Source organism: Microcoleus sp. M2_D5 (assembly GCF_036701935.1).
GTDB lineage: Bacteria > Cyanobacteriota > Cyanobacteriia > Cyanobacteriales > Microcoleaceae > Microcoleus.
Genome location: NZ_JAUBRP010000018.1, coordinates 23,390 through 43,662, shown reverse-complemented (window position 1 = coordinate 43,662; position 20,273 = coordinate 23,390). Strand labels below are relative to the sequence as shown.

The following is a 20,273-nucleotide window of genomic DNA, read 5'->3' as shown; positions in this document are numbered from 1 at the left end:
TGGTATTTGGTATTCGGTCGAGGCCTAATCAATCAATCCTTGTTCTCTAGCTCGCACTTCCGTTTGAATCCGCAGATTCTTATCATCATCCTTATACACATCTAGCACATCTCGAATCTTACTCCAGTAACACTGCACAGTGCGTTCAGAAACATTCATCCGTTTGGCGATCGCAGTATCCTGCAAGCTCTCGTGAAAAGCAAATTGCAACACCTGCATCCAAGCGGGTTTGAGTTGCAGCCCGTTGCGGATCTCTCTGGGTGTATAAATCCGCTCGTGCAGCGCCCAATCAACCATTGCCAGCAAGTCTTTCATCGGCTGACTCTTATCGACAACTGTGAAGCCGCCCTCATGATTGTCGATCGACGGTTTCAGCCAAACTAAAGTCCGAACATGAGCACTCTGCACCACAATATTCAGACGCGGATACTTCTCCATCAACGTTTTGAGGAGTTGAAGCCCTGAATTCGCTTGCGCCGTTTCGCCACTTGTCTCTGGCATCACCAGATCCACAATCACCAAATCCGGGGTAGTTTGCGCTATTTGCTCCAGGGCAGCCTGAGCCGTCGGAGCCGTCAGAATCTCTGCCTCTGGATATTCTTGCTTCAGAATGTTAAGCGTGCCGCCTAGCACCATCGCATGGTCATCCACGATCAAAAAGGTTCGTTTTTCAGGTTGAGCTAGAGTATGGGGCATAGTTCATAAAAATAGTAAGGGATGCGGGAAAATCAGCGTCTTTAGTTTAGGTAATCCGTCATCTTCTTACAATAGAGGAATTACCGGGCTTCCGTCCTGCATCTGTCCGCCAACTGTGGTTGTGGAGGTCAGCAACGAGAAGTGCGCTAAAGCGCAATTCTGTTGATTGTGTTGCAAAATCCGCACTTCATCGGAATTATTCATCTCTCTAAGCTGTCGCGCATTTAAATTGTATATTCGGGACGGGCTAGAAGCCCATCCCACAATAAATAGAGTGATTTTTGACACACAATTTAAATGGAGAACAGCTTATTCTCGAACTCTGCGTTCTGGAGCGTCCTCTGTGGTTAAATCATTCCGATGCCACCGGAAACAATATTACGCACAGATAACTCGATCGGAGATTTGATTGTATTTCTATTATAATCCTGGTATCCGAGCAAGAAGAAGGATAATTTCATGCCAGCAGAAGGTTCGTATCAAGCCAACACCTACAATCTGGAGTTGGAGGCAGAAATTCAACGGTTAAAAGCTCAAGTTCTCCTCAGTTGGGAAAAGGAAGCGCGCACTTTAAAATGGTTCGGTTTAGCCGACGGGATGAATATTTTGGAAGCGGGTAGCGGGCCGGGATTTTTTACCGAAAAACTGTTAGAATTGCTGCCAAACAGTTCGGTAACAGCGGTAGAAATTGACCCCGCACTGCACGAAAAAGCAGTAGTATATTTGCAGGACAAAGGGGGCGATCGAGTAAATCGCATTCAAGCGTCGGTTGCGGATACTGGTTTGGCGGCTAACAGTTTCGATTTTGCGATCGCCCGTTTGCTGTTCGTTCACCTCCCAGATCCCGTCGCAGCAGCTAGAGAAATATTCCGCATCTTGAAGCCTGGGGGAAAACTGGTGATTATCGATAGCGATGCGGATCTGTTTTGGCTGACAAATCCACCGTTGTCAGTCGAGATTGTCCGGGAGAAATTCAAGCAGGTAATGGCATCGCGGGGCGGCAATTTATGCGTCGGGCGAAATCTGTGCCGCATTCTCAAAGAAGCTGGGTTTGTTAGCGTTGATTTAGAAGCCGTTGTCACCCACAGCGATATCATCGGAATTGAGGCGTTTCAACCTTTGCTTGACTCCGGCCCCATTTTGCAAATGGTCAAACAAGGGTTGATTTCCGAGTCGGAAATAGCCAGCTATCTGGTTTCGCGGGATGAGTTTGTCGCTGCGGGCGATCGATCTATGATGAGTTTTTGGTTGATGGCGTGCGGGGAAAAAAATCAATAAAATTAAGACAGATATTTCACACAATATTAATGTCCCGTCGCAGCACAACCTCTAGCACTATTGCTACATTCCCAGCTAACAAATCAAATCCGCGCTTCAGCGTCGGGCGTAAAATCGAGTCAATAATCAACAATTACGGACGGTGACACTATAATTTATCTAATCCATCTGCGTTAATCTGTGTTAATCTGCCCTCATCTGCGGTTAAACAAAGAGAATTTCTTTACCGCAGATGACAATGGATTGACGCAGATTCACGCAGATGAAGGAAGAGAGATAGGAATAATTTAGTAACTTTCAAGCCGTTAGCGAAACCCTCGCAGTCGATCGCACTTTTTACCAACTCCTCAGCATTCAACCCACTTGCCGCACCCCATTAAGAAACTCCGTCCTTGCCTCAATCCTTGAAGGCATTAAAACGCAGCGTACCAGCAATTCTAAATCCAACTCCGGCAAAAACTCACTTCTTGAAACTTGCTCGTAATCATCCTCGCGCAGCCGATAGACAGCCAACTGATTATTTTCCCAAAACCAGACTTCTGGAATGCGAAGTCGCAGATATTTAGCGAGTTTATTTGTGCTACCGCTAGTAATCGTTACTTCCACGGCTAAATCGGGATGCTCTTTTCTTGAACCTATATAATAAGACTCGTCTGGTTCAAATGAGACATCTCTTGCCCGGTTTCTGCGAGTTGCACTCCCTACAGGAATATATTCAATTCCCATTTCACAAAAGTAGAGTTGTAGCAAAAAGTTAAGAAGACAACTGATTGTCTCATGTTCTTCGCCCAGTGTCATAAACTCGATCCACCCATCAAGATAAGTTATCCGCAAACCAGAAGAATCTGCCATTAAAGATTCGAGATCCTCAAATTGCTCCCAAGTATAATAACCAGGGAGAACCAATCGCTGTTCCGCAAGCGTAACTATTTCTTCTAAAACTTTTGCTGTCATGATTGTATAGTTGGAAGTTAGGAAAAAGTAGAAATTATCCCGGCTAAAAACTGGGAGATTCTCGCATTATAACTTAACCAATCAGGTCGATCGCACTTTTTACCAACTCCTCAGCATTCAACCCACTTGCCGCACCCCATTAAGAAACTCCGTCCTTGCCTCAATCCTTGAAGGCATTAAAACGCAGCGTACCAGCAATTCTAAATCCAACTCCGGCAAAAACTCACTTCTTGAAACTTGCTCGTAATTATCCTCGCGCAGCCGATAGACAGCCAACTGATTATTTTCCCAAAACCAGACTTCTGGAATGCGAAGTCGCAGATATTTAGCGAGTTTATTTGTGCTACCGCTAGTAATCGTTACTTCCACGGCTAAATCGGGATGCTCTTTTCTTGAACCTATATAATAAGACTCGTCTGGTTCAAATGAGACATCTCTTGCCCGGTCTCTGCGAGTTGCACTCCCTACAGGAATGAAATTAATCCCTTTCTCAAAAAAGTAAAGTCCTATAAATATAGCCAAAACACTTTTAATTTGTTCGTGTTCTTCGCCGACTGTCATAAACTCGATCCACCCATCAAGATAAGTTATCCGCAAACCGGGAGAGTCTGCCATCAAAGATTCGAGATCCTCAAATTGCTCCCAAGTATAATAACCGGGGAGAATCAATCGCTGTTCCGCAAGCGTACCTATTTCTTCTAAAAGTTGTGCAGTCACAGGTATCACCATCCTATTTTAAATATTACTAGCCCCTACCTAGCACAAACTAGGCAGGGGCATTCACTCACATTCTAACTTAATGAACTAGCTCGATCGCCCTTTTAGTCAACGCCTCAGCAGTCAACCCGTTAAACGCCATCAACTGACCGGCACTAGCAGTAGTTTCCCCCCGCTTCCAAGCGAAAGTATCCCGCTGGCAATTGCTGCGGAGCATCACAGGTTCCAACATCCCAGAAGCACCGCCTGTCACGCCAATCAAGGCATCTCCGCCAAACATTTCGGCAAATTTCTCATCGCTCAAAAAGCCGCCGTCAGCTTCCGAACAAGTATCCCAAGCAACGTCTGTTGGGCGGTACAAACGCCGGGGATTCACAACAGAAACAATCCGCACTCCAATCCCTTCTGTTTCCAAAAATGCCGCCGCTTCAAACACTGGCATTAAAGTCATGTCGCCGACAACAGCAAACACAACTTTCTTGCTCCCTCCTTGATTGTGGGGAGCTTGGGGGGAATCGACTTCGTGCAGCACTATTGCACCGTCTTGCAAACCTTGGCGAGTCTGTTCAAGAGTAGTGCGAATTGGCAGCGGCGACTTGCTCGCAGTAATCACAACTCCCTTATTTTTAGCAGTCAAAGCCCACTCGTAACAAGCTTGAATGCTGTTAGCATCCGGTGGAAACAAAGGAAACACATTTCCATTCCGCATCATCGCCGCAAAATAAGCCTCAATTTCCGGCCGCTGGTGCGTCCAACCGTTGCGGCCTTGTTCCAATGCACCGGCTGTAAATAAGGTGACAGTTGCCGGAGTTGGACGCCGCAATTCTGCCATTGCTTGGGTGACAGTTTGCCAAATTGGTAAACCGTTGATGGCAAAAGATTCGTAGGAACACCACAAACTCCGCGCTCCAAATAGCGATAAACCTACGGCTAAACCGGCGCAAGCATCTTCGCTCAAAGGTTCGTAAACTTGACCGTTTGGCGATTGATTGTAAAGGTCATCTGTCGTGGGGTGAATAATCTTGAGAGCTTGGTTGATGTTGGCAATTGCCGATGCTTCGTTGCCGTCAGCATTAGTGACAATAAAAGTACGATCGCGCTCGCCGACTTTCCCTACCAAACGCCCCATTGCTGTTGTGGAAATCTTCGCTTCTCCCCCAACTGCAAATTCTTCTAAAGGCAATTCTCCTAAATCTGGCAGCGGCAATGTAAACTCAGTAACAACTGTTTTCGCTGCCGGCCCGCCGCCCGCACGTTCAGCATTTGTCCGCACCAACTCCCAAGCAGCAGCAGTCAAAGCGCGCTCTTTTAAAGCACTGATAATGTGCGGAGCATCCAGCGTATCTTTCGGATAAAGGTTGTGAGATTTTGCTCCGCGCGCGTGGACGCCTGCACCTTTCAACTGTTTGATAATAAACGCAGTTAATTTGCCGCCGAGAGCAGATTTTGCCGCTTTGTCAACTCCTTCTAAAACAGCTTTGGTAAATGCCATGCGCTGTTCGAGCGAAAAAGCAGTGCTGTCCACATAATCTTCCGGTTGATTTTGATCGTCAAATTCCTTAGCATCAACTAAGATAACTTCTTCAAAACCGTTGCCTTGCCAATAAGCAATCATTTCAGCATTAGTTTTAGTCGAAACCATGCTGTGATGTTCCTGAGAATATCCGTTCCAAACCAACACGGGCAAAAAGTTAGTAACGCTGGGATAAGCAGTGTGGAAATGCGCCATGCTGCTCATCGGATAGGGTTCGCCCATGCCGCCGTCGCCCAATGTGAAAGCAAACAGTTTTTCGCGGTGCAAAAGCGCTCCAGCCATTGCGAAATGCTGTCCTTGTCCGAGGGGGCCAGCCGGTGCTAAAAGGCCGGGAATGAAACCGGAAAGATGTCCTAACAAACCGTCTTTTTCTCGGAATTTATCGCGCATTTGCTGCACGTTAACAATTCCCATATCCTCTAAAGATCGATCGAGAAACATGGCGCTGTAAAAGCCGGGGGCGTGATGGCCGACTTCGGTGACAATGTTCTTGTGTCCCAGCATAACCAAAGCGGCATAGGCCTCAGCTTGGCTGGCAAAACCCCCCGGATGTCCCGATGCCTTGCTGGCGGTAACTTGCAGCGTCAGGTACCGCAGGGCGTCTGCTGCGAGCATGGTTTGAAAGACGGCTGCGGGATCGGCAGGATCGGCGATCGACTTGCTCCCATCGGCGATCGCAGGTGCTTTTCCATAAGTCTCAAAACCGGGGACTGTTTCAGAAAAATATTGAATGCCTTCGCAAAAAGCGGGCGTTGTTGACTTTGCCTGCGGGGTAGTTGCTGTCATGCTTGATACCGGAAAAATTTGAATTGGATTAATGTAAGAGTAATTTTATAGCTTCCGTGTTCCAAAAAATCATGAGTTCTATTATGTCAGTGATAAATAAGTAAAATATCTCAAATTTTCAGCTAATAATTAGTTGTTTGAGAACCCCGACTTATTAAAAAAGTCGGAGTTCTGTGTTTGCCCATTACTAATCCCTCTCAAATCTAAAATCGCGAATCTAAAATTGTTCCAGCCGTTCCCGGACATCGATATACAGCACAGTACCGCTTTCAGAAAGAGAAGGCACAGCTTTTTGATTCCGCAGCCAAACAAAAAAACTGCTAAGTGCAGGAGTCGGATCTTGATCGCGGCGCAGCGTATAGATCAAACCTTCGCAAGGCCCATTAACGCGGCTAGTCGTGCAAATCGCTTTCTGGTTATTTACAATACCCACAGTCACATAATTTAGCTGTTTATTTCGGTTATAATTCTCAAGGCGCTGAGTCACTTGTTGGCAGCGAGTTAGAGGATCGTAGCCAGAACTAGAAAAGAAATTAGAATTCCAGCGAATCCAAGGCTCCCTGAACCCTTGCGGATTTTGATACACAGTCACCGGCTCGCCCGTGGAGGTATCGCACACAAATCCTCCATAACCCCGATTCGGCTGGTTTCGATCCGAGGCGCTGCTGAGAGAAAGATTGCTGAGAATATCAAAGCCGTTACGCTTGTTTTGTGAAAGCAATGCCATAAAAGCATCGATCGGGATTGCCGCATTTAACCCCGTTTTTATCTCCTCAATCTGACCGTTCCACTGACTTCTAATTGTGCCAACAGTATCCCCCTGGCCGTGAATTCCTACAACCTTCCCATCAGCATCAAATACAGGCCCCCCGCTCATCCCGCGCCTGGTTACAGCTTGGTAGCGCAGACGATACCCTGATGAGGCGCTGCCCAAGCGAGAAGAGATGATGCCAGCAGTAAACTCAAGTTTTCGTTCAAATCCCGAAATTGGCAGCGGATAGCCAGAAACGTAAATAGCAGAACCGACAACAGCACGTTCTGACTCGCCTATTGGTGCCACTGGATACTGTTCTCGGCTCTGAAACTGTATCAAAGCTAAGTCTATATCCGTGTCATTTTTCGGTAGGCGCTGTATTCTAATCGCAGCATAATCCTTTTCCAAATGAGTGCGAATGCTGTATTTTTGAGCGAGGCTTGCCACCACATGATTAGCTGTCAAAACAGTGTAAATATTACCCTGTTTGGCAATAATTACTCCAGATCCGCTAGCAAAAAAACCCAGCGTATTGTTGACTTCCACAGTTGTCAAGGTCGCTAGCTGGGCAATTTCTTCTGCTGTTTTGGCACAGGCAGCATATTGTTGGCTGACAAGCGCCGTCACTGTTAATGCACCTGTCAAGATGATTGTCAGCGCGTCAAACCGCAAACTCCAAACATTCATCGATAACTCCCTAGATGAAACGAGGCGAACTGCCAATATATACTAATTGGAATTCCCCAACTAGATTTAACCATTTTTTCCGATAATTCCGCTGTTGGTTCACTTCCCTCTTCCAAAGCATAAACGCAAAAATTTGGATCTCGATACTTGCCCCTACCGTTAATCCCAATCAAGAAACCTTTGGCATTAAAAATCGGGCCGCCAGTCATGCCGATTTTAACCTCATTTGTATAGCCGAAGCTATAACCTTGAGGCAAAGATTTGGGCAGCAGCACCGAAACGAAGCCGCGCGTCACCGCCGAAGCCCCTATCTCACCACCTGCAAGCTGGCTGCCAGCAGGGGCTCGGACACGGCTCCCGGCTGGCTGCTTAATAGTGCTATTTTATACTCGATGCCGCTGCGAAACAGAACGGTCGCCCGATCGCTATCGCCCAGCAGCCTCGGAACTCCCAGCGGTGGGTAAAGCAGGGCGTCGCCGGTGAGAATTGCGCGATCGCCCCTGTCGAAAGCCACAAAGTGCCAGAAACAGCACCGTATAGGTTCGATCGCCCCAGAAGCAGAAGATTTCGCTTAAGGCTGTCCCAACGGCGGGGAAAAAGAGGGCTGTTGCGCCTCATCATCCGTGTTTTCCCCTAGCTTTTTCCTGACATCAATGTAAGGAATTTTACGGGTTTCATCAAAAGACGGCATCCCGACATATCCTTGGCGCCAAGCCAACAAATTATACAAAGAGCCGATCGGGTCTTGGCCGGGTCTGAGGGTATAAATCAAATTTTGACACAGCCCATTGACTTGATTCGCCGTGCAGATGACGTTCTGGCCGTTCATCTGGCCTGCAGTAATGTACTTGAGCATTCGTTGGCGGCGATAGGTTTCGAGGCGTTGACTCACCAATTGACACCGAGTTGCCGGATCGTAGCCTGAACCGGAGAAATAATCGGAAGTCCACTCAATCCAAGGCTCTACAGCACCTTTAGCGTTTTTGTACACCGTCACCGGCGCACCAGTCGAGGTGTTACACCAAAATCCACTTTCCCTCGGTGCGCGCCGACCGTAACTCGGTGCAGAAGCAACCGACAGGCCGCTGAGGGCGATGGCTGTTGCCACCAAAACTTTTGTCCATAATTGCTGTTTCATGATTTTTTTCCCTGTGTTTTATGAGATTCGGCACAAAATCACCGAATGCTGCGATAACACCCTTGACACGCCTGTTCGTTACAGATTCGCTGACTGAGGAATGATGTGATTCGCGACTTGACCAGAAACCAGTTTTTTTTACGAAAACACTTCGTTGCAGCCCTTATGCCTGGTTAAACAACCCGGTTTCTTTGCTTTTGATCCGTAAGTTTTGATATTGTTCGCGACTTGGACATTCCCTCTAACCGCGATTATCGGCGCTGTTAAAAAAGCGCTCCGAAACCGAGCTTAAAATGCGCGCGCCAGTCTGAATTCTGTCCTCATTACTACTAATCCAGCTCTGGCTGTCGCAAACCGGAAAGAGGCTCTTTACCTCAGATATTGGAATTGCTCGAATTGCAACGGTACATCACACCTACTGACACGGTATTTGATATCACTTTGCGATCGAAGTCCCTAGCTCGATCTGCTGCGATACCGAGACGGCAGGGTTGCACAAATGAGGACTAATACTTCCTGTGCCAGATCGATCGAACATGAAAATGAAGGTATTGACCAGAACTCTTAACTTGTTTTCATCTCCGTATTACGGATACCTAGAAATACTTCTAAGTGAGTGTAATCAGGGACTAACTGCTTTCTACTACCAAAGTTCACCCTCCGTACACTGAAGTTTAGTTGAGTATTAAAAACTATGAACCGTATCTGCAAACAGTTAGGATATTTAGGCGTTTGGTTAATTTTGATAGGCGGTAGCGGTTGTTCTGGCTCAGATGCAGTTACCTCAACCGAAAACCAGACCCAACTCTCCCGAAGCGCCCCTCCGTTCCAACACCTACAGCTAACGGGAAATCAAATTGAGGCTCGATCGAGTCAATTAACGCAGCCTTCTAACTCTGTTACCTCAGTTTTAGGTAGTGCTACCTTCTCAGAAAATACTGCCACCGTTACGGTTTATAAGGTAGATAATTTGTGTCAAACTCTGAAGCCGGAAACAGTTACAGGCCCAGAGAACCAGTTAATGTCATCGGCAGTTAATGAAGTGTTAAAGCAGCAGATTTTCGATAGTCTTAGTTTGGCTGGCTATCGCCTCAAGATCGATCGCGACCTCGGAATAGCTACCGTGGATTTGCGAGCCTCTGGAAGTTCACGGCAGAAATTGCAAAATCTGTCCAGTTGTCAAATGTTAGGTTTGTTCGGGGGCGTGCGCCAAACTTTAACCAGTTATGCTCCTTGGCAAATCAAAACTGTTCGTTTTACAGAGCTTGGAGAGGATATTTTGAGTACGGTTCGAGAATAAGCTATTAAAATTATTGGAGATGGGAATTACACAATTCTCCCCTTAAAAACAAGGGTTGGCAGGGATTGAATAAACCTTCAAACCCTTTGAAGTTTTTTGATACTGCTAAGTCCTGTGACCCAAACCCCGGTAATTCCTATGACACTACCTGACGGCCCCAAAAGCCCCCGCTTCGTGCAGCTAATTCAATGGATTGGCGATCCGCTGACATACCTGGATCTATCTGCCAAAAAGTACGGGGAGATTTTCACGACTCGATGGGGCAAGCTCAAACCGTTCGTGATGATCCACAACCCGCAAGGGATCCAGGAAATGCTCAACAGCAAAGCTTTTGACGCTCCAGGCGAGATCAACGGTATTCTTAAACCCTTGCTGGGAGAACAATCCATGATTGTGATCTCTGGAGAAAAGCACAAACGCGATCGCCAATTATTGATGCCGCCTTTTCACGGGGAACGGATGCGGAATTACGGCCAACTAATTTGCGATATCGCTCGAGATGTTGCCAGCAAATGGTCGGTCGATCGACCTTTTGTGGCCCGCAGCGCGATGCAGGAAGTCACCATGCGGGTAATCTTGCAGGCTGTCTTCGGTCTGGATGACGGGCCGCGGTTGCAGCAACTGTCCCCGCTGCTGGCTGCGATTATCGATACGATCGGCTCTCCTTTGCGATCGAGTATGCTGTTTCTAGGCTGGATGCAGCAAGATTGGGGGCCCTGGAGTCCTTGGGGGCGGATGAAACAGCAGCAGCGGAAAATTAACGAACTGATGGACGGCGAAATTGCAGAACGCAGACTGCAACCTGATGCCAACCGCACCGACATTCTCAGCTTAATGATGGCCGCGCGCGACGAAAACGGGCAACCAATGACCGATGAAGAATTGCGCGACGAGTTGATGACGCTGCTGTTTGCAGGCCACGAAACCACAGCAACTGCCCTAGCTTGGGCATTTTACTGGATTCACAGTTTGCCCTCGGTGCGCCAGAAGTTGCTGCAAGAATTGGACAGTTTGGGGGAAAATCCCGATCCGATGGAGATTTCCCGCTTGCCTTATCTGAGTGCAGTTTGTCAGGAAACGCTGCGAATTTACCCGGTGGGAATGCTGACGTTTCCGCGAGTGGTACGATCGCCCGTGGAACTGATGGGACATCAACTCGAACCGGGCACGGTTGTTTTCGCCTCAATTTATTTGACCCACAGACGGGAGGATTTATATCCAGAACCGCTGCAATTTAAACCGGAACGGTTTTTGGAGAGGCAATTCTCGCCTTACGAGTATTTGCCCTTTGGAGGCGGCAGCCGCCGCTGTATCGGGTTGGCGCTGGCGCAGTTGGAGATGAAACTGGTGCTGGCAACCATTTTGCGGGATTTCGACCTAGTATTGGCCCAGAAAAAGCCCGTACAGGCCAAACGCCGAGGGGTGACTTTAGGGCCGGCCGGGGGCGTGAGGATGGCCCTGCTGGGGCGGCGGATGCCGCAGCAGAAGCGTGAACCTGTTGTTAGTGGGGTTTGAAGTCGCAGCCGTTGCAGGGGACGATCGAACTTTCAGCTTTGAGTGCAAACAATTTAGCGAGAAAGTGCGATCGTCCGCCAATGCCACCATTTTTTGTAGCACCCGCTACAGATAAATAGCTAGAATCCTTAACCTGTAAGCCTCCCCTCTCTCAATTTTCAAATTCTCAGTCTAAAATAATAGGAGCCTTGCAAACACAGCCTGAAAGCAAAAGTGGGTGATTGCAATAGTCCTCTTGATATCTCAAAAGCCTGCCTGCCATACTTTAAAAACATATGCATACCCTGTTATTCAGCAAGGTCGGAAGCGTGTTGGCATTGCCACCAATCTTCCGGCCTCTTTATTTTTTGGGCTACTTGAGGCATTGGAGACAAGATGCAGAAGGCAAAGCAAAAGTATAAATTCTCCCCCTGTCCTCATCTCCCCCTCTCCCAATCTAGAGCTTATGCCTCTAATTCCAATAGAATCCGACAGCAAGTTTAAGGAATCACTAAGGAATAATTAATAACTTATTAAATTATCTCCTTCTGCCCTTCTCTCAATCTTCTGTTTTCAGAAATTCCGATACCGAGACAGACTTCGGGAGACTCTCCAAATCTTGAATTTCGCTTTCGTGGGCAAAAAACTCGACTTCTTTGTCGTCAATCTGGATTTGATAGCTAGCGGTAGCTGTCACAACCCGCCGCTTTTTTTTATCTTCTATTAAAACCCAACACACGACAGGTCTTACCCATCTCTCAACGTGCTGGCTTTGCTTGGTACTCCCAAAGGCATACCAGCCTTTAGCTTCAATAATTTGAAGCACTTTAAAATCGTTATTGGCCATATATTTCTATCGCGTTAACTTCAGTATTATTCTTAGATTGAACGCCTAGCTTGCTAAGCAGGGCAAAGGTTTGACCATCACAAGCCGCACTAGATAACCTGATTTTTTGTCAGGAGAAGCGGGTTGGCAGGGGATTGTCTGCGTTGTTGCCTGCTAAATGTAGTGCGAGCTTTTTGTACTCTCCCACAATTACCGTAAAGTATCTATACCGCATCCTCAAAATTATTCTCGCCTTAGCCTCAACAGCAGCCAACTAGACCTTAGCTAGCTGCATCTAAGTGGATGCTAACTGCTTCTAACGCCTGGTTGGTGAGAGCGATCGGCATACAATCCTGTTAAGAGTTTTTGCTGCAATCAACTATCATCTTTACCCGGTGGGGTAAAACTTAACTAGAGGTTGCCGCTTTCAATTCTAAGCCTCGGCGCGCCTAATTCCTAATTAATTGTATGGTGTAGTTGATAATTGCCAAACCGTCGATCGCACTCAACAGCCGTGTCTAACTCTTCGATTACCGTCACCGTTAAACTGTTCGCCGCCTTCGGTGAAGCCTACGGCGTTTCGGAACTTACATTAGAACTTCCTCCCGAAACCCCAGTGTCTCAAGTGCTCGAAAGCTCGATCGCCCAATATCCTCAATTAGAACAATGGCGCGATCGCACCCGCTTCGGCGTCAACATGGAATTCGTTTCCCCCGACACCATCCTCCAAGACGGCGACGAAGTTGTCCTCATCCCTCCCGTCAGCGGCGGGTAGGCTGAGTTGGTTAATCTGAAATGTTGCACCATTCTCAATAAGCTTTTTAGGAACAGGCATCTTGCCTGTTCCACAAGAGATGAATTTTGTTGTGGAACAGGCCGTCCAGCCTGTTAAGCGAGGATGGTGCAACATCGAAATGTTGCACCATTCTCAATAAGCTATTTATGAACAGGCTGGACGGCCTGTTCCACAAAGAGTGAATTTTGTTGTGGAACAGGCCGTCCAGCCTGTTAAGCGAGAATGGTGCAAGATATCAGTTAATCAAAAATTCGAGGTTTTGTAGTTGTGTTCGATCGCACTACTGTCCAAATTCTTAGCCCAAAAAAGATTTATTAAGTTTTGTAACAATTTTGTCGGCAAATCATCATCGAGATCGATCGGGCTCGCGTGCGGATCTGAAAATCTGGATTGAGATCCCGATCCTGAAAACAACTCAAATCCTTGTGGTGTGGGCGTCCCGCCCGCCCAAATATCCAAGTTAAATACACCGCTGTTTAACTGAAAAATCAATCCCGACTAAAAAAATCGGGTATGGTTGACGGGGTAAATTGACCGTGCTAATCTTGCACAAGACTAAGAAAACATTGCAAAACTAGAGAGTTGAGCTATGACCCAGGCGACCAGAACCCAATCCACAGCAGCAACCTTCACAGCCCTCAAATGTAAAGAATGCGGCGAAGAGTACGAACTCCAAGCCAAGCACGTCTGCGATTGCTGTTTTGGCCCGCTTGAAGTCAAGTACGACTACGACGCCATCCGCCGCACCGTCACTCGCCAAACCATCCAAGCCGGCCCCAACTCGATCTGGCGCTACCGCGCATTTTTACCAGTCGCTACAGATAACGTCATCGATGTCGGCACGGGGATGACTCCTCTATTAAAATCCCACCGCTTGGCTCGCCGCCTCGGTCTAAAAAATCTTTATATTAAAAACGATGCCGTCAATATGCCCACTCTCAGTTTTAAAGACAGAGTGGTCTCAGTCGCCCTCAGCAGAGCGAGAGAATTGGGTTTCACAACAGTATCCTGCGCCAGCACCGGCAATCTAGCTAACTCTACGGCTGCGATCGCCGCCCACGCCGGACTCGACTGCGTAGTCTTCATCCCCTCCGACTTAGAAGCAGGCAAAGTCCTCGGCACTCTGATTTACAATCCAACAGTCATGGCAGTTCACGGTAACTACGACCAAGTTAACCGCCTCTGTTGCGAAGTCGCAAATACACATGGCTGGGGATTTGTCAATATCAACTTGCGTCCCTACTATTCCGAAGGCTCAAAAACCCTCGGCTACGAAGTGGCCGAACAGCTAGGCTGGCAATTGCCAGATCACGTCGTCGCCCCCCTCGCCTCCGGATCTTTGTTCACAAAGATTTATAAAGGCTTTAATGAATTCATCGAAGTCGGTTTAGTGGACGACAAGAAAGTCCGGTTCAGCGGCGCCCAAGCTGACGGCTGTTCCCCAATCGCCCAAGCATTCCGCGAAGACCGCGATTTCGTCAAACCGGTGAAACCGAATACAATTGCTAAGTCGATCGCGATCGGCAATCCAGCCGACGGTATGTACGCCTTGGAAATCGCCCGCAAAACCAACGGCAACATTGAATCCGTCAGCGACACCGAAATCATCGAAGGCATGAAACTGCTAGCCGAAACCGAAGGTATCTTCACAGAAACCGCTGGCGGCACGACCATCGCAGTCTTGAAGAAACTCGTAGAAGCAGGTAAAATCAATCCCGATGAAACCACCGTCGCTTACATCACCGGCAACGGTTTGAAAACGCAAGAAGCAGTTCAAGGCTACATCGGCGAACCCATCACCCTCGAACCGAAACTAGAAGCGTTCGAGCGCGCCCTAGAACGCGCCCGCACGCTCGAACGCTTAGAATGGCAACAAGTTTCGGTTTAATAGCTATTAGTTAATAGTCGGTAGTCATTAGTCATTGGTTCTTAAGCTATTGACTGATGATTACTGACTGTTGACTAATGATATCTTGTCCGATCGATTAACCATAATATCCCGGTCGGGGCGGGTTTTTGAGATTGTCAATTATTGGCAGGTATTGTTGGCGAAGCCTCCCCTACAAAAATCGCGGTCGCTCGATCGGACATGATATGACTACTGACTAAGGACTACTGACTGAGGACTAAAAAAATGACCGTCAAAGTTTTAATTCCAACCCCCCTGCAAAAATTTACCAACAATCAAGCCACCATCGAATGCGCGGGCGACAACATTTCCGAACTAATTGAATCGCTGGAAACCAATTGTCCCGGCATCAAAAAAAGCCTGTGCGACGAAAAGGGAGAACCCCGCAGATTCCTCAACTTCTACGTCAACAGCGAAGACATCCGCTTTTTGGATGGCTCAAAAACAGCCCTCCAAGATGGCGATGAAGTTAGCATTGTTCCAGCAGTTGCTGGTGGCTGATTTTGCAACCGCAGATGGTGGCAGATAAACACAGATGAACGCAGATAGAATTAATTACTATCTGCGTTCATTTGCGTTTATCTGCGGTTAAACACTATTCCCTTACTTAGTCAGGAAATCTAGTTATGAAATCAAATCTAGGCTTGTAGTTGCGCTTGGGTACCCAAGCGCAACTACCAAACCTAAAACTCCTTTCTTTGTTCGCAGTGCGTCCGAGAATTATCCTACTAGGAAGCTGCCCTTGCTGCAGTCCGGGGACGGCGCCTGCCCGTCACCTGATTGGCAGGAGATGGCAATGATGGCGATGGCGATGATTGCGATGATGGCGATGATTGCGATGATAATAGCTTAGGTGCTTCCAGGGAACCGGGAGACACTGCAGCTTTTTCCGATCGCACTGCTTCTTCAGGAATCTGCATCAGGAATACCAGCAGCGGATTGCTTTGCAGTTCCCGGCGCATCACTCGCCCAATTGCTTTTTCTATTTGGGTTTGCACTCCTACCCAGTCAATGTCAACTTGCGAGTCAGCGGTGGCGGGTTTGACAAATTCTGACCAACGATCGCTCAAAACTGTTTCAATGGTTTGAGTGATTAATTTGATCACTTCCGCGCGATCGGCTGATGTCACTACACCTTTCAAGTGGACTTCTGGTTTGGCAACTAATTTGCCTTCCCAATTCAAAGCCGCCGCTACAGTTACAACGCCATCTCCCGCCAACTGCTGGCGTTCCTTGAGGACGCTGGCTTTGACAACGCCCGATCGAGAAGCATCTACTAATTCAATTCCTGACGGCACTTGGCCAGCAACTCGTATCGAATTTTCGGTCAATTCTACGACATCGCCGTTATCAATAACCACCATATTGCCAGCGGGAATGCCCATGCTTTGAGCCGTCTTGGAGTGCTGGATCAGCATCCGGTGTTCCCCGTGAACCGGCAAGAAGAACTTGGGACGAGTCATGTTAATCATTAACTTTTGGTCTTCTTGACAGCCGTGGCCGGAAACGTGAATGCCTTTGTCGCGGCCGTAAACCACGTGTGCTCCTAGCATCATCAGTTTATCGATCGTGTTTACCACTGCGATCGTATTTCCCGGAATCGGATTAGCTGAGAAAATGACTGTATCGCCCTTTCTGATTTTCAGTTCGTGATGTTCGCCGTTAGCAATGCGAGTCATCGCCGCCATCGGTTCGCCTTGGGAACCTGTAGTTAAAATCAGTACCTTGTCTTCAGCCAAATTGCGGATTTCTTTGAGCGGTTTGAAAATACTATCTTCGCATTTGATGTAGCCGAGATTGCGGCAGTGAGCGATGACGTTCAGCATCGACCGGCCAACCACTCCGACATACCGATTGTTTTTCTTAGCCAAGTCCAAAACAATTTGCAATCGGTGTACCGACGAAGCAAAAGTCGTCACCATCACCCGTCCCGGTGCTTGAGCGATAATTCTGTCTAAATTCGGCGCCACAGAACTTTCCGAAGCGGTAAAACCGGGAACTTCCGAGTTAGTAGAATCGCTGATCAAGCACAGCACGCCTCTCTCGCCGTACTCCGCCAGCTTTTGCAAATCAAAATGCTCGCCGTCTACAGGAGTGTGGTCAATTTTAAAGTCTCCGGTGTGGATCACAATTCCGACGGGAGTGTGAATTGCCACCGTAAAACTGTCGGCCATCGAGTGAGTGTTGCGGATGTATTCGACTAAGAAATTCTTGCCAATTCTGACAGTATCCCTGGGTCTAACCGTTCTCAATTCAGTGCGGTGAGACACTCCGGCTTCTTCCAATTTTCCGGCTAGCAAAGCCATCGCCAAACGCGGGCCGTAAATGACCGGAATTTCAAATTGTTTGAGGTGGTAAGGAATTCCCCCGATGTGGTCTTCGTGACCGTGAGTCACGATCATACCTTTAATTTTGTGGCTGTTTTCCCGCAGGTAAGTCATGTCGGGAAGGACAATATTTACCCCGTGCATTCCATCTGTCGGGAACGCTAAACCGGCATCTAAAAGAATGATTTCGTCGCCGTACTCGAACACGCAAGTGTTTTTACCGATTTCGTGCAGCCCGCCGAGGGGAATAACTTTTAGAGCAGATGCAGTTGTATTTTTGATCATGCGTATCCTTTGTTAGTTATTTTTGTTATTGGTCTGTGGTCTGTGGTCTGTGGTCTGTGGTCTTTCGTCTTTCGTCTTTCGTCTACTGTTCGTTGGTAGGGCGATATTTTTCCAAATATTTATGGAAAAATCCCTGGCGGGTTTTACTCTCCCGTACAGTCAGTTGTCTTTGGCCTTCATTCTTCTATCTTCAGTCTTTAATTCTTGACTGTTAGCTACTTACTAACACTTAATTACTAATGACTGATGACTCAGAACTAATGACTGATAACAACCAATATTCAGTTGTCTGAAAACTCGTTCTCGCTCGTCTTGCTAGCTGATACTGCTGCTAGCTGACTCAGTACGTCCTTTAACTTTTGAGTTACCTCAACGGGCGGATCGCACAGGGGCGGACGGGTGGAGCCTACATCCCAGCCTTGAAGCTTGAGAGCTGTCTTGACGGGAATGGGATTTGTGGTGAGAAAAAGAGCTTTAAACAGGTCAAAAAGTTGCAAGTGAATCTGGGTAGCGACTTGAACTTGACCGGCCTCGAAAGCTTGGATCATCTGTTGCAGTTGTTCTCCTACCAGATGGCTGGCTACGCTAACTACACCAGATCCTCCTACCGCCAACATTGGCAAAGTTAGGGAATCATCTCCAGAATAGATGGCAAATTCAGGGGATGTCAAGCACCGAATTTGACTTGCTTGATCCAGGTTGCCACTTGCTTCTTTTACGGCCACAATGTTGGGGATTTCGGCCAATCGAGCCACCGTCTCCGGCAGCATATTTTGACCAGTTCGACCGGGGATGTTATATAACATTATAGGCAATTCAGGAGCAGATTGCGCGATCGCCCGAAAATGATTGTACAAACCTTCTTGCGGGGGTTTGTTGTAATAAGGAACCACCTGCAAACAACCATCTAACCCGAGTTTAGCTGCTTTTTTCGTAGCTGCGACTGCTTCAGAAGTAGAATTAGATCCGGCTCCTGCGATTACCAACGCCTTACCGGCTACCGCCTTTTGTACTACCTGAAATAATTCGTACTCTTCATCCCAGGTCATAGTGGGAGACTCGCCCGTTGTGCCGCACACTACCAAGCTATCTGTACCGCGATCGGCTAAATGAACTGCCAATTGTTCTGCTACCGCATAGTTAACGCTGCCGTCTTCCTTAAACGGCGTAATCATTGCAGTCAGAACCCGTCCAAACTTTACCACACTTTCTCCGATTTTAGACTGTTGATGTTTGATTTTAAATTTTTGATTTCAGATGAAAGGTTTATCTAAAATCCCCTATTTCAATTTTCAAGTTGCGAGGGTTCCCCTAATTAGAAGCCGCCGCCACTTGGGTTCGCAACAAATTTTTTTCTACCAGCAACTCAGCTATCTGCACCGCATTTAAAGCCGCCCCTTTGCGAATTTGATCGCCCGACAGCCACATCTCCAACCCGCAGGGGTGAGAAATGTCTTGGCGAATCCTGCCAACTAACACCTCATCCTTACCGCTGGCTTCTGCGGGCATCGGGAAATAATTAGCTTGCCAGTCTTCTACCAGCTTAACCCCGCTTGCCTGCTTTAAGATTTCCCTGGCCTCGATCGCGCTCAAAGGCTCTGCAAACTCTAGATTAATCGCTTCCGAATGAGCCCGGAGTACGGGAACCCGCACACAAGTTGCCGTAATTTTAATCTCGTCCGTACCAAATATCTTCCGAGTTTCGTTTACCATTTTCATCTCTTCTTCACAATACCCCAAATCGTTAATCGGGGTGTTGTGCGGAAACAAATTAAATGCTAGAGGGTAGGGAAATATATCGGTTTTGGGCGTTTCCCCCTGCAATATTGCTCTTGCTTGAGCTTTCATTTCCTCCATTGCCCTTGCCCCCGCCCCGCTGGCAGACTGGTAAGTTGCTACAACGATGCGCTGTACCGGCTTAACTTTGTGAAGCGGCCAAACGGCAACTGCCATCAAAATCGTCGTGCAGTTGGGATTTGCAATTATACCTCGGTGAGCTGCTGCCGCTTGGGGATTGACTTCGGGAACCACTAGCGGTACCGTCGCATCCATGCGAAAAGCGCTAGAATTGTCAATTACCACTGCCCCGGCTGCCACAGCTTGCGGAGCCCATAATTTAGAAGTTGAGCCACCTGCTGAGGCGAGCACCAAATCTACATTATCAAACGATCGCGCCGACACTGCTTCCACCTGCAGCATCTCGCCCCCAAAAGGCAAGGAAGTGCCTGCTGAACGTTCCGAAGCCAGCAGCTTCAAGTGAGAAATCGGAAAACTCCGGCTGTGCAAGAGTTCTAGCAACTCGGCCCCGACTGCGCCGGTGGCTCCTAAAATGGCAACTCGATAGGATTGAGACAAATTAGTTTCCTCCACAAATTAGAGTCTAAACGATCGAAATCAAAAATTTAAATAACTGCAATTCTCAATATCAAACTTAATTAATGTTATGCGATATCAGGAGCATGAGAGGATGGCCACGGTGCAGTTAACCTAAAAGGGCGATCGAACTTCCCGATCGATGGCATGCGATCGTACCCAATGTCAGTTTAGCATCTTTTGCCAATCGCCCACGCCCAATCCGCATCCGGTTAAGTTTTGCGATATATCTGCATTTTCGCAGGCGCATCCATTGACTTTGACTGGCCTGTGAGTCCGGCAATATTGACATCACAGGGCGATATGTGCTATGGTGCATCGGCAATTAGTGGACTTAACCTCCACATTCCTAGCAGCAAAAGCTAGTATCCTCAAACCAAAACTATTTGGCAAGAGCCAAAAAAGTAGCCGGCAACGAC

At 47.8% G+C, this 20,273-nt stretch carries 20 protein-coding genes; 6 read left to right on the top strand and 14 right to left on the bottom strand.

All coding sequences use genetic code 11. The features are described 5' to 3' along the window. Window positions 1-24 precede the first annotated feature (24 nt). Window positions 25-696: a response regulator transcription factor gene (locus QUA50_RS10360; RefSeq protein ID WP_333265593.1), complete on the bottom strand. Its 672-nt coding sequence runs from the start codon at window positions 694-696 to the stop codon at window positions 25-27. 66 nt (window positions 697-762) lie between these two features. Continuing rightward, window positions 763-984 carry a hypothetical protein gene (locus tag QUA50_RS10355; protein WP_333298811.1) on the bottom strand — a complete coding sequence of 74 codons (222 nt, stop codon included), beginning with the start codon at window positions 982-984 and terminating at the stop codon, window positions 763-765. A gap of 171 nt (window positions 985-1,155) precedes the next feature. Here QUA50_RS10355 and QUA50_RS10350 point away from each other — a divergent pair, with 171 nt between their 5' ends. Continuing rightward, window positions 1,156-1,974: a methyltransferase domain-containing protein gene (locus QUA50_RS10350; RefSeq protein ID WP_333265595.1), complete on the top strand. Its 819-nt coding sequence runs from the start codon at window positions 1,156-1,158 to the stop codon at window positions 1,972-1,974. 354 nt (window positions 1,975-2,328) lie between these two features. Here the strand turns inward: QUA50_RS10350 and QUA50_RS10345 are convergent, their stop codons facing one another. The 7 genes from QUA50_RS10345 to QUA50_RS10315 all read right to left on the bottom strand — a co-directional run bounded on the left by QUA50_RS10345 (window position 2,329) and on the right by QUA50_RS10315 (window position 8,544). Continuing rightward, window positions 2,329-2,928 carry a Uma2 family endonuclease gene (locus QUA50_RS10345; protein ID WP_333265597.1) on the bottom strand — a complete coding sequence of 200 codons (600 nt, stop codon included), beginning with the start codon at window positions 2,926-2,928 and terminating at the stop codon, window positions 2,329-2,331. A gap of 117 nt (window positions 2,929-3,045) precedes the next feature. Further along, window positions 3,046-3,645, bottom strand: a complete 600-nt coding sequence (locus QUA50_RS10340) for a Uma2 family endonuclease (protein WP_333265599.1) — start codon at window positions 3,643-3,645, stop codon at window positions 3,046-3,048. A gap of 79 nt (window positions 3,646-3,724) precedes the next feature. After that, window positions 3,725-5,965, bottom strand: coding sequence for a phosphoketolase (locus QUA50_RS10335; RefSeq protein WP_333265600.1), 2,241 nt, complete (start codon window positions 5,963-5,965; stop codon window positions 3,725-3,727). Window positions 5,966-6,182: 217 nt separating this feature from the next. Continuing rightward, window positions 6,183-7,406: a COP23 domain-containing protein gene (locus QUA50_RS10330; RefSeq protein WP_333265602.1), complete on the bottom strand. Its 1,224-nt coding sequence runs from the start codon at window positions 7,404-7,406 to the stop codon at window positions 6,183-6,185. Further along, window positions 7,403-7,702: a hypothetical protein gene (locus QUA50_RS10325; RefSeq protein WP_333265604.1), complete on the bottom strand. Its 300-nt coding sequence runs from the start codon at window positions 7,700-7,702 to the stop codon at window positions 7,403-7,405. The genes QUA50_RS10330 and QUA50_RS10325 overlap by 4 nt, the downstream gene beginning before the upstream one ends. Before the next feature lie 11 nt (window positions 7,703-7,713). Then, the gene (locus tag QUA50_RS10320; RefSeq protein WP_333265606.1) at window positions 7,714-7,920 is read right to left on the bottom strand and encodes a hypothetical protein; all 207 of its coding nucleotides are present in this window, start codon (window positions 7,918-7,920) and stop codon (window positions 7,714-7,716) included. Window positions 7,921-7,977: 57 nt separating this feature from the next. After that, window positions 7,978-8,544 (bottom strand): COP23 domain-containing protein, encoded by a 567-nt coding sequence (locus tag QUA50_RS10315; RefSeq protein ID WP_333265607.1) that lies wholly within the window; start codon window positions 8,542-8,544, stop codon window positions 7,978-7,980. Between the two features lie 694 nt (window positions 8,545-9,238). Here QUA50_RS10315 and QUA50_RS10310 point away from each other — a divergent pair. Then, window positions 9,239-9,844: a hypothetical protein gene (locus QUA50_RS10310; RefSeq protein WP_333265609.1), complete on the top strand. Its 606-nt coding sequence runs from the start codon at window positions 9,239-9,241 to the stop codon at window positions 9,842-9,844. A 138-nt stretch (window positions 9,845-9,982) separates the two neighbouring features. Then, a complete protein-coding gene (locus QUA50_RS10305) occupies window positions 9,983-11,359 on the top strand; it encodes a cytochrome P450 (RefSeq protein WP_333265611.1) in 1,377 nt (458 codons plus the stop codon). Between the two features lie 538 nt (window positions 11,360-11,897). Here the strand turns inward: QUA50_RS10305 and QUA50_RS10300 are convergent. Then, window positions 11,898-12,185 carry a hypothetical protein gene (locus QUA50_RS10300; RefSeq protein ID WP_006632921.1) on the bottom strand — a complete coding sequence of 96 codons (288 nt, stop codon included), beginning with the start codon at window positions 12,183-12,185 and terminating at the stop codon, window positions 11,898-11,900. A gap of 493 nt (window positions 12,186-12,678) precedes the next feature. Here QUA50_RS10300 and QUA50_RS10295 point away from each other — a divergent pair, with 493 nt between their 5' ends. The 3 genes from QUA50_RS10295 to QUA50_RS10285 all read left to right on the top strand — a co-directional run bounded on the left by QUA50_RS10295 (window position 12,679) and on the right by QUA50_RS10285 (window position 15,370). After that, window positions 12,679-12,939 (top strand): MoaD/ThiS family protein, encoded by a 261-nt coding sequence (locus QUA50_RS10295; RefSeq protein ID WP_333265613.1) that lies wholly within the window; start codon window positions 12,679-12,681, stop codon window positions 12,937-12,939. A 610-nt stretch (window positions 12,940-13,549) separates the two neighbouring features. After that, on the top strand, window positions 13,550-14,848 hold the full coding sequence (thrC, locus tag QUA50_RS10290; RefSeq protein WP_333265615.1) for a threonine synthase: 1,299 nt from the start codon (window positions 13,550-13,552) through the stop codon (window positions 14,846-14,848). A 246-nt stretch (window positions 14,849-15,094) separates the two neighbouring features. Further along, a complete protein-coding gene (locus QUA50_RS10285; RefSeq protein WP_006632924.1) occupies window positions 15,095-15,370 on the top strand; it encodes a MoaD/ThiS family protein in 276 nt (91 codons plus the stop codon). Between the two features lie 227 nt (window positions 15,371-15,597). Here the strand turns inward: QUA50_RS10285 and QUA50_RS10280 are convergent, their stop codons facing one another. From QUA50_RS10280 to QUA50_RS10265, 4 genes are all read right to left on the bottom strand, one after another. Continuing rightward, window positions 15,598-17,481: a ribonuclease J gene (locus QUA50_RS10280; RefSeq protein ID WP_333265617.1), complete on the bottom strand. Its 1,884-nt coding sequence runs from the start codon at window positions 17,479-17,481 to the stop codon at window positions 15,598-15,600. A 281-nt stretch (window positions 17,482-17,762) separates the two neighbouring features. Beyond that, window positions 17,763-18,686, bottom strand: a complete 924-nt coding sequence (gene dapA / locus QUA50_RS10275) for a 4-hydroxy-tetrahydrodipicolinate synthase (protein ID WP_333265618.1) — start codon at window positions 18,684-18,686, stop codon at window positions 17,763-17,765. Window positions 18,687-18,792: 106 nt separating this feature from the next. Continuing rightward, on the bottom strand, window positions 18,793-19,836 hold the full coding sequence (locus QUA50_RS10270) for an aspartate-semialdehyde dehydrogenase (protein ID WP_333265620.1): 1,044 nt from the start codon (window positions 19,834-19,836) through the stop codon (window positions 18,793-18,795). Window positions 19,837-19,963: 127 nt separating this feature from the next. Next, window positions 19,964-20,173: a hypothetical protein gene (locus tag QUA50_RS10265; protein WP_333298809.1), complete on the bottom strand. Its 210-nt coding sequence runs from the start codon at window positions 20,171-20,173 to the stop codon at window positions 19,964-19,966. Window positions 20,174-20,273 lie beyond the last annotated feature (100 nt).

Coding starts and splice junctions, on each gene's coding strand:
- QUA50_RS10360 (WP_333265593.1), bottom strand. CDS start 696: ATGCCCCATACTCTAGCTCAACCTGAAAAACGAACCTTTTTGATCGTG.
- QUA50_RS10350 (WP_333265595.1), top strand. CDS start 1,156: ATGCCAGCAGAAGGTTCGTATCAAGCCAACACCTACAATCTGGAGTTG.
- QUA50_RS10345 (WP_333265597.1), bottom strand. CDS start 2,928: ATGACAGCAAAAGTTTTAGAAGAAATAGTTACGCTTGCGGAACAGCGA.
- QUA50_RS10335 (WP_333265600.1), bottom strand. CDS start 5,965: ATGACAGCAACTACCCCGCAGGCAAAGTCAACAACGCCCGCTTTTTGC.
- QUA50_RS10330 (WP_333265602.1), bottom strand. CDS start 7,406: ATGAATGTTTGGAGTTTGCGGTTTGACGCGCTGACAATCATCTTGACA.
- QUA50_RS10315 (WP_333265607.1), bottom strand. CDS start 8,544: ATGAAACAGCAATTATGGACAAAAGTTTTGGTGGCAACAGCCATCGCC.
- QUA50_RS10310 (WP_333265609.1), top strand. CDS start 9,239: ATGAACCGTATCTGCAAACAGTTAGGATATTTAGGCGTTTGGTTAATT.
- QUA50_RS10305 (WP_333265611.1), top strand. CDS start 9,983: ATGACACTACCTGACGGCCCCAAAAGCCCCCGCTTCGTGCAGCTAATT.
- QUA50_RS10300 (WP_006632921.1), bottom strand. CDS start 12,185: ATGGCCAATAACGATTTTAAAGTGCTTCAAATTATTGAAGCTAAAGGC.
- thrC (WP_333265615.1), top strand. CDS start 13,550: ATGACCCAGGCGACCAGAACCCAATCCACAGCAGCAACCTTCACAGCC.
- QUA50_RS10285 (WP_006632924.1), top strand. CDS start 15,095: ATGACCGTCAAAGTTTTAATTCCAACCCCCCTGCAAAAATTTACCAAC.
- QUA50_RS10280 (WP_333265617.1), bottom strand. CDS start 17,481: ATGATCAAAAATACAACTGCATCTGCTCTAAAAGTTATTCCCCTCGGC.
- QUA50_RS10265 (WP_333298809.1), bottom strand. CDS start 20,173: ATGCACCATAGCACATATCGCCCTGTGATGTCAATATTGCCGGACTCA.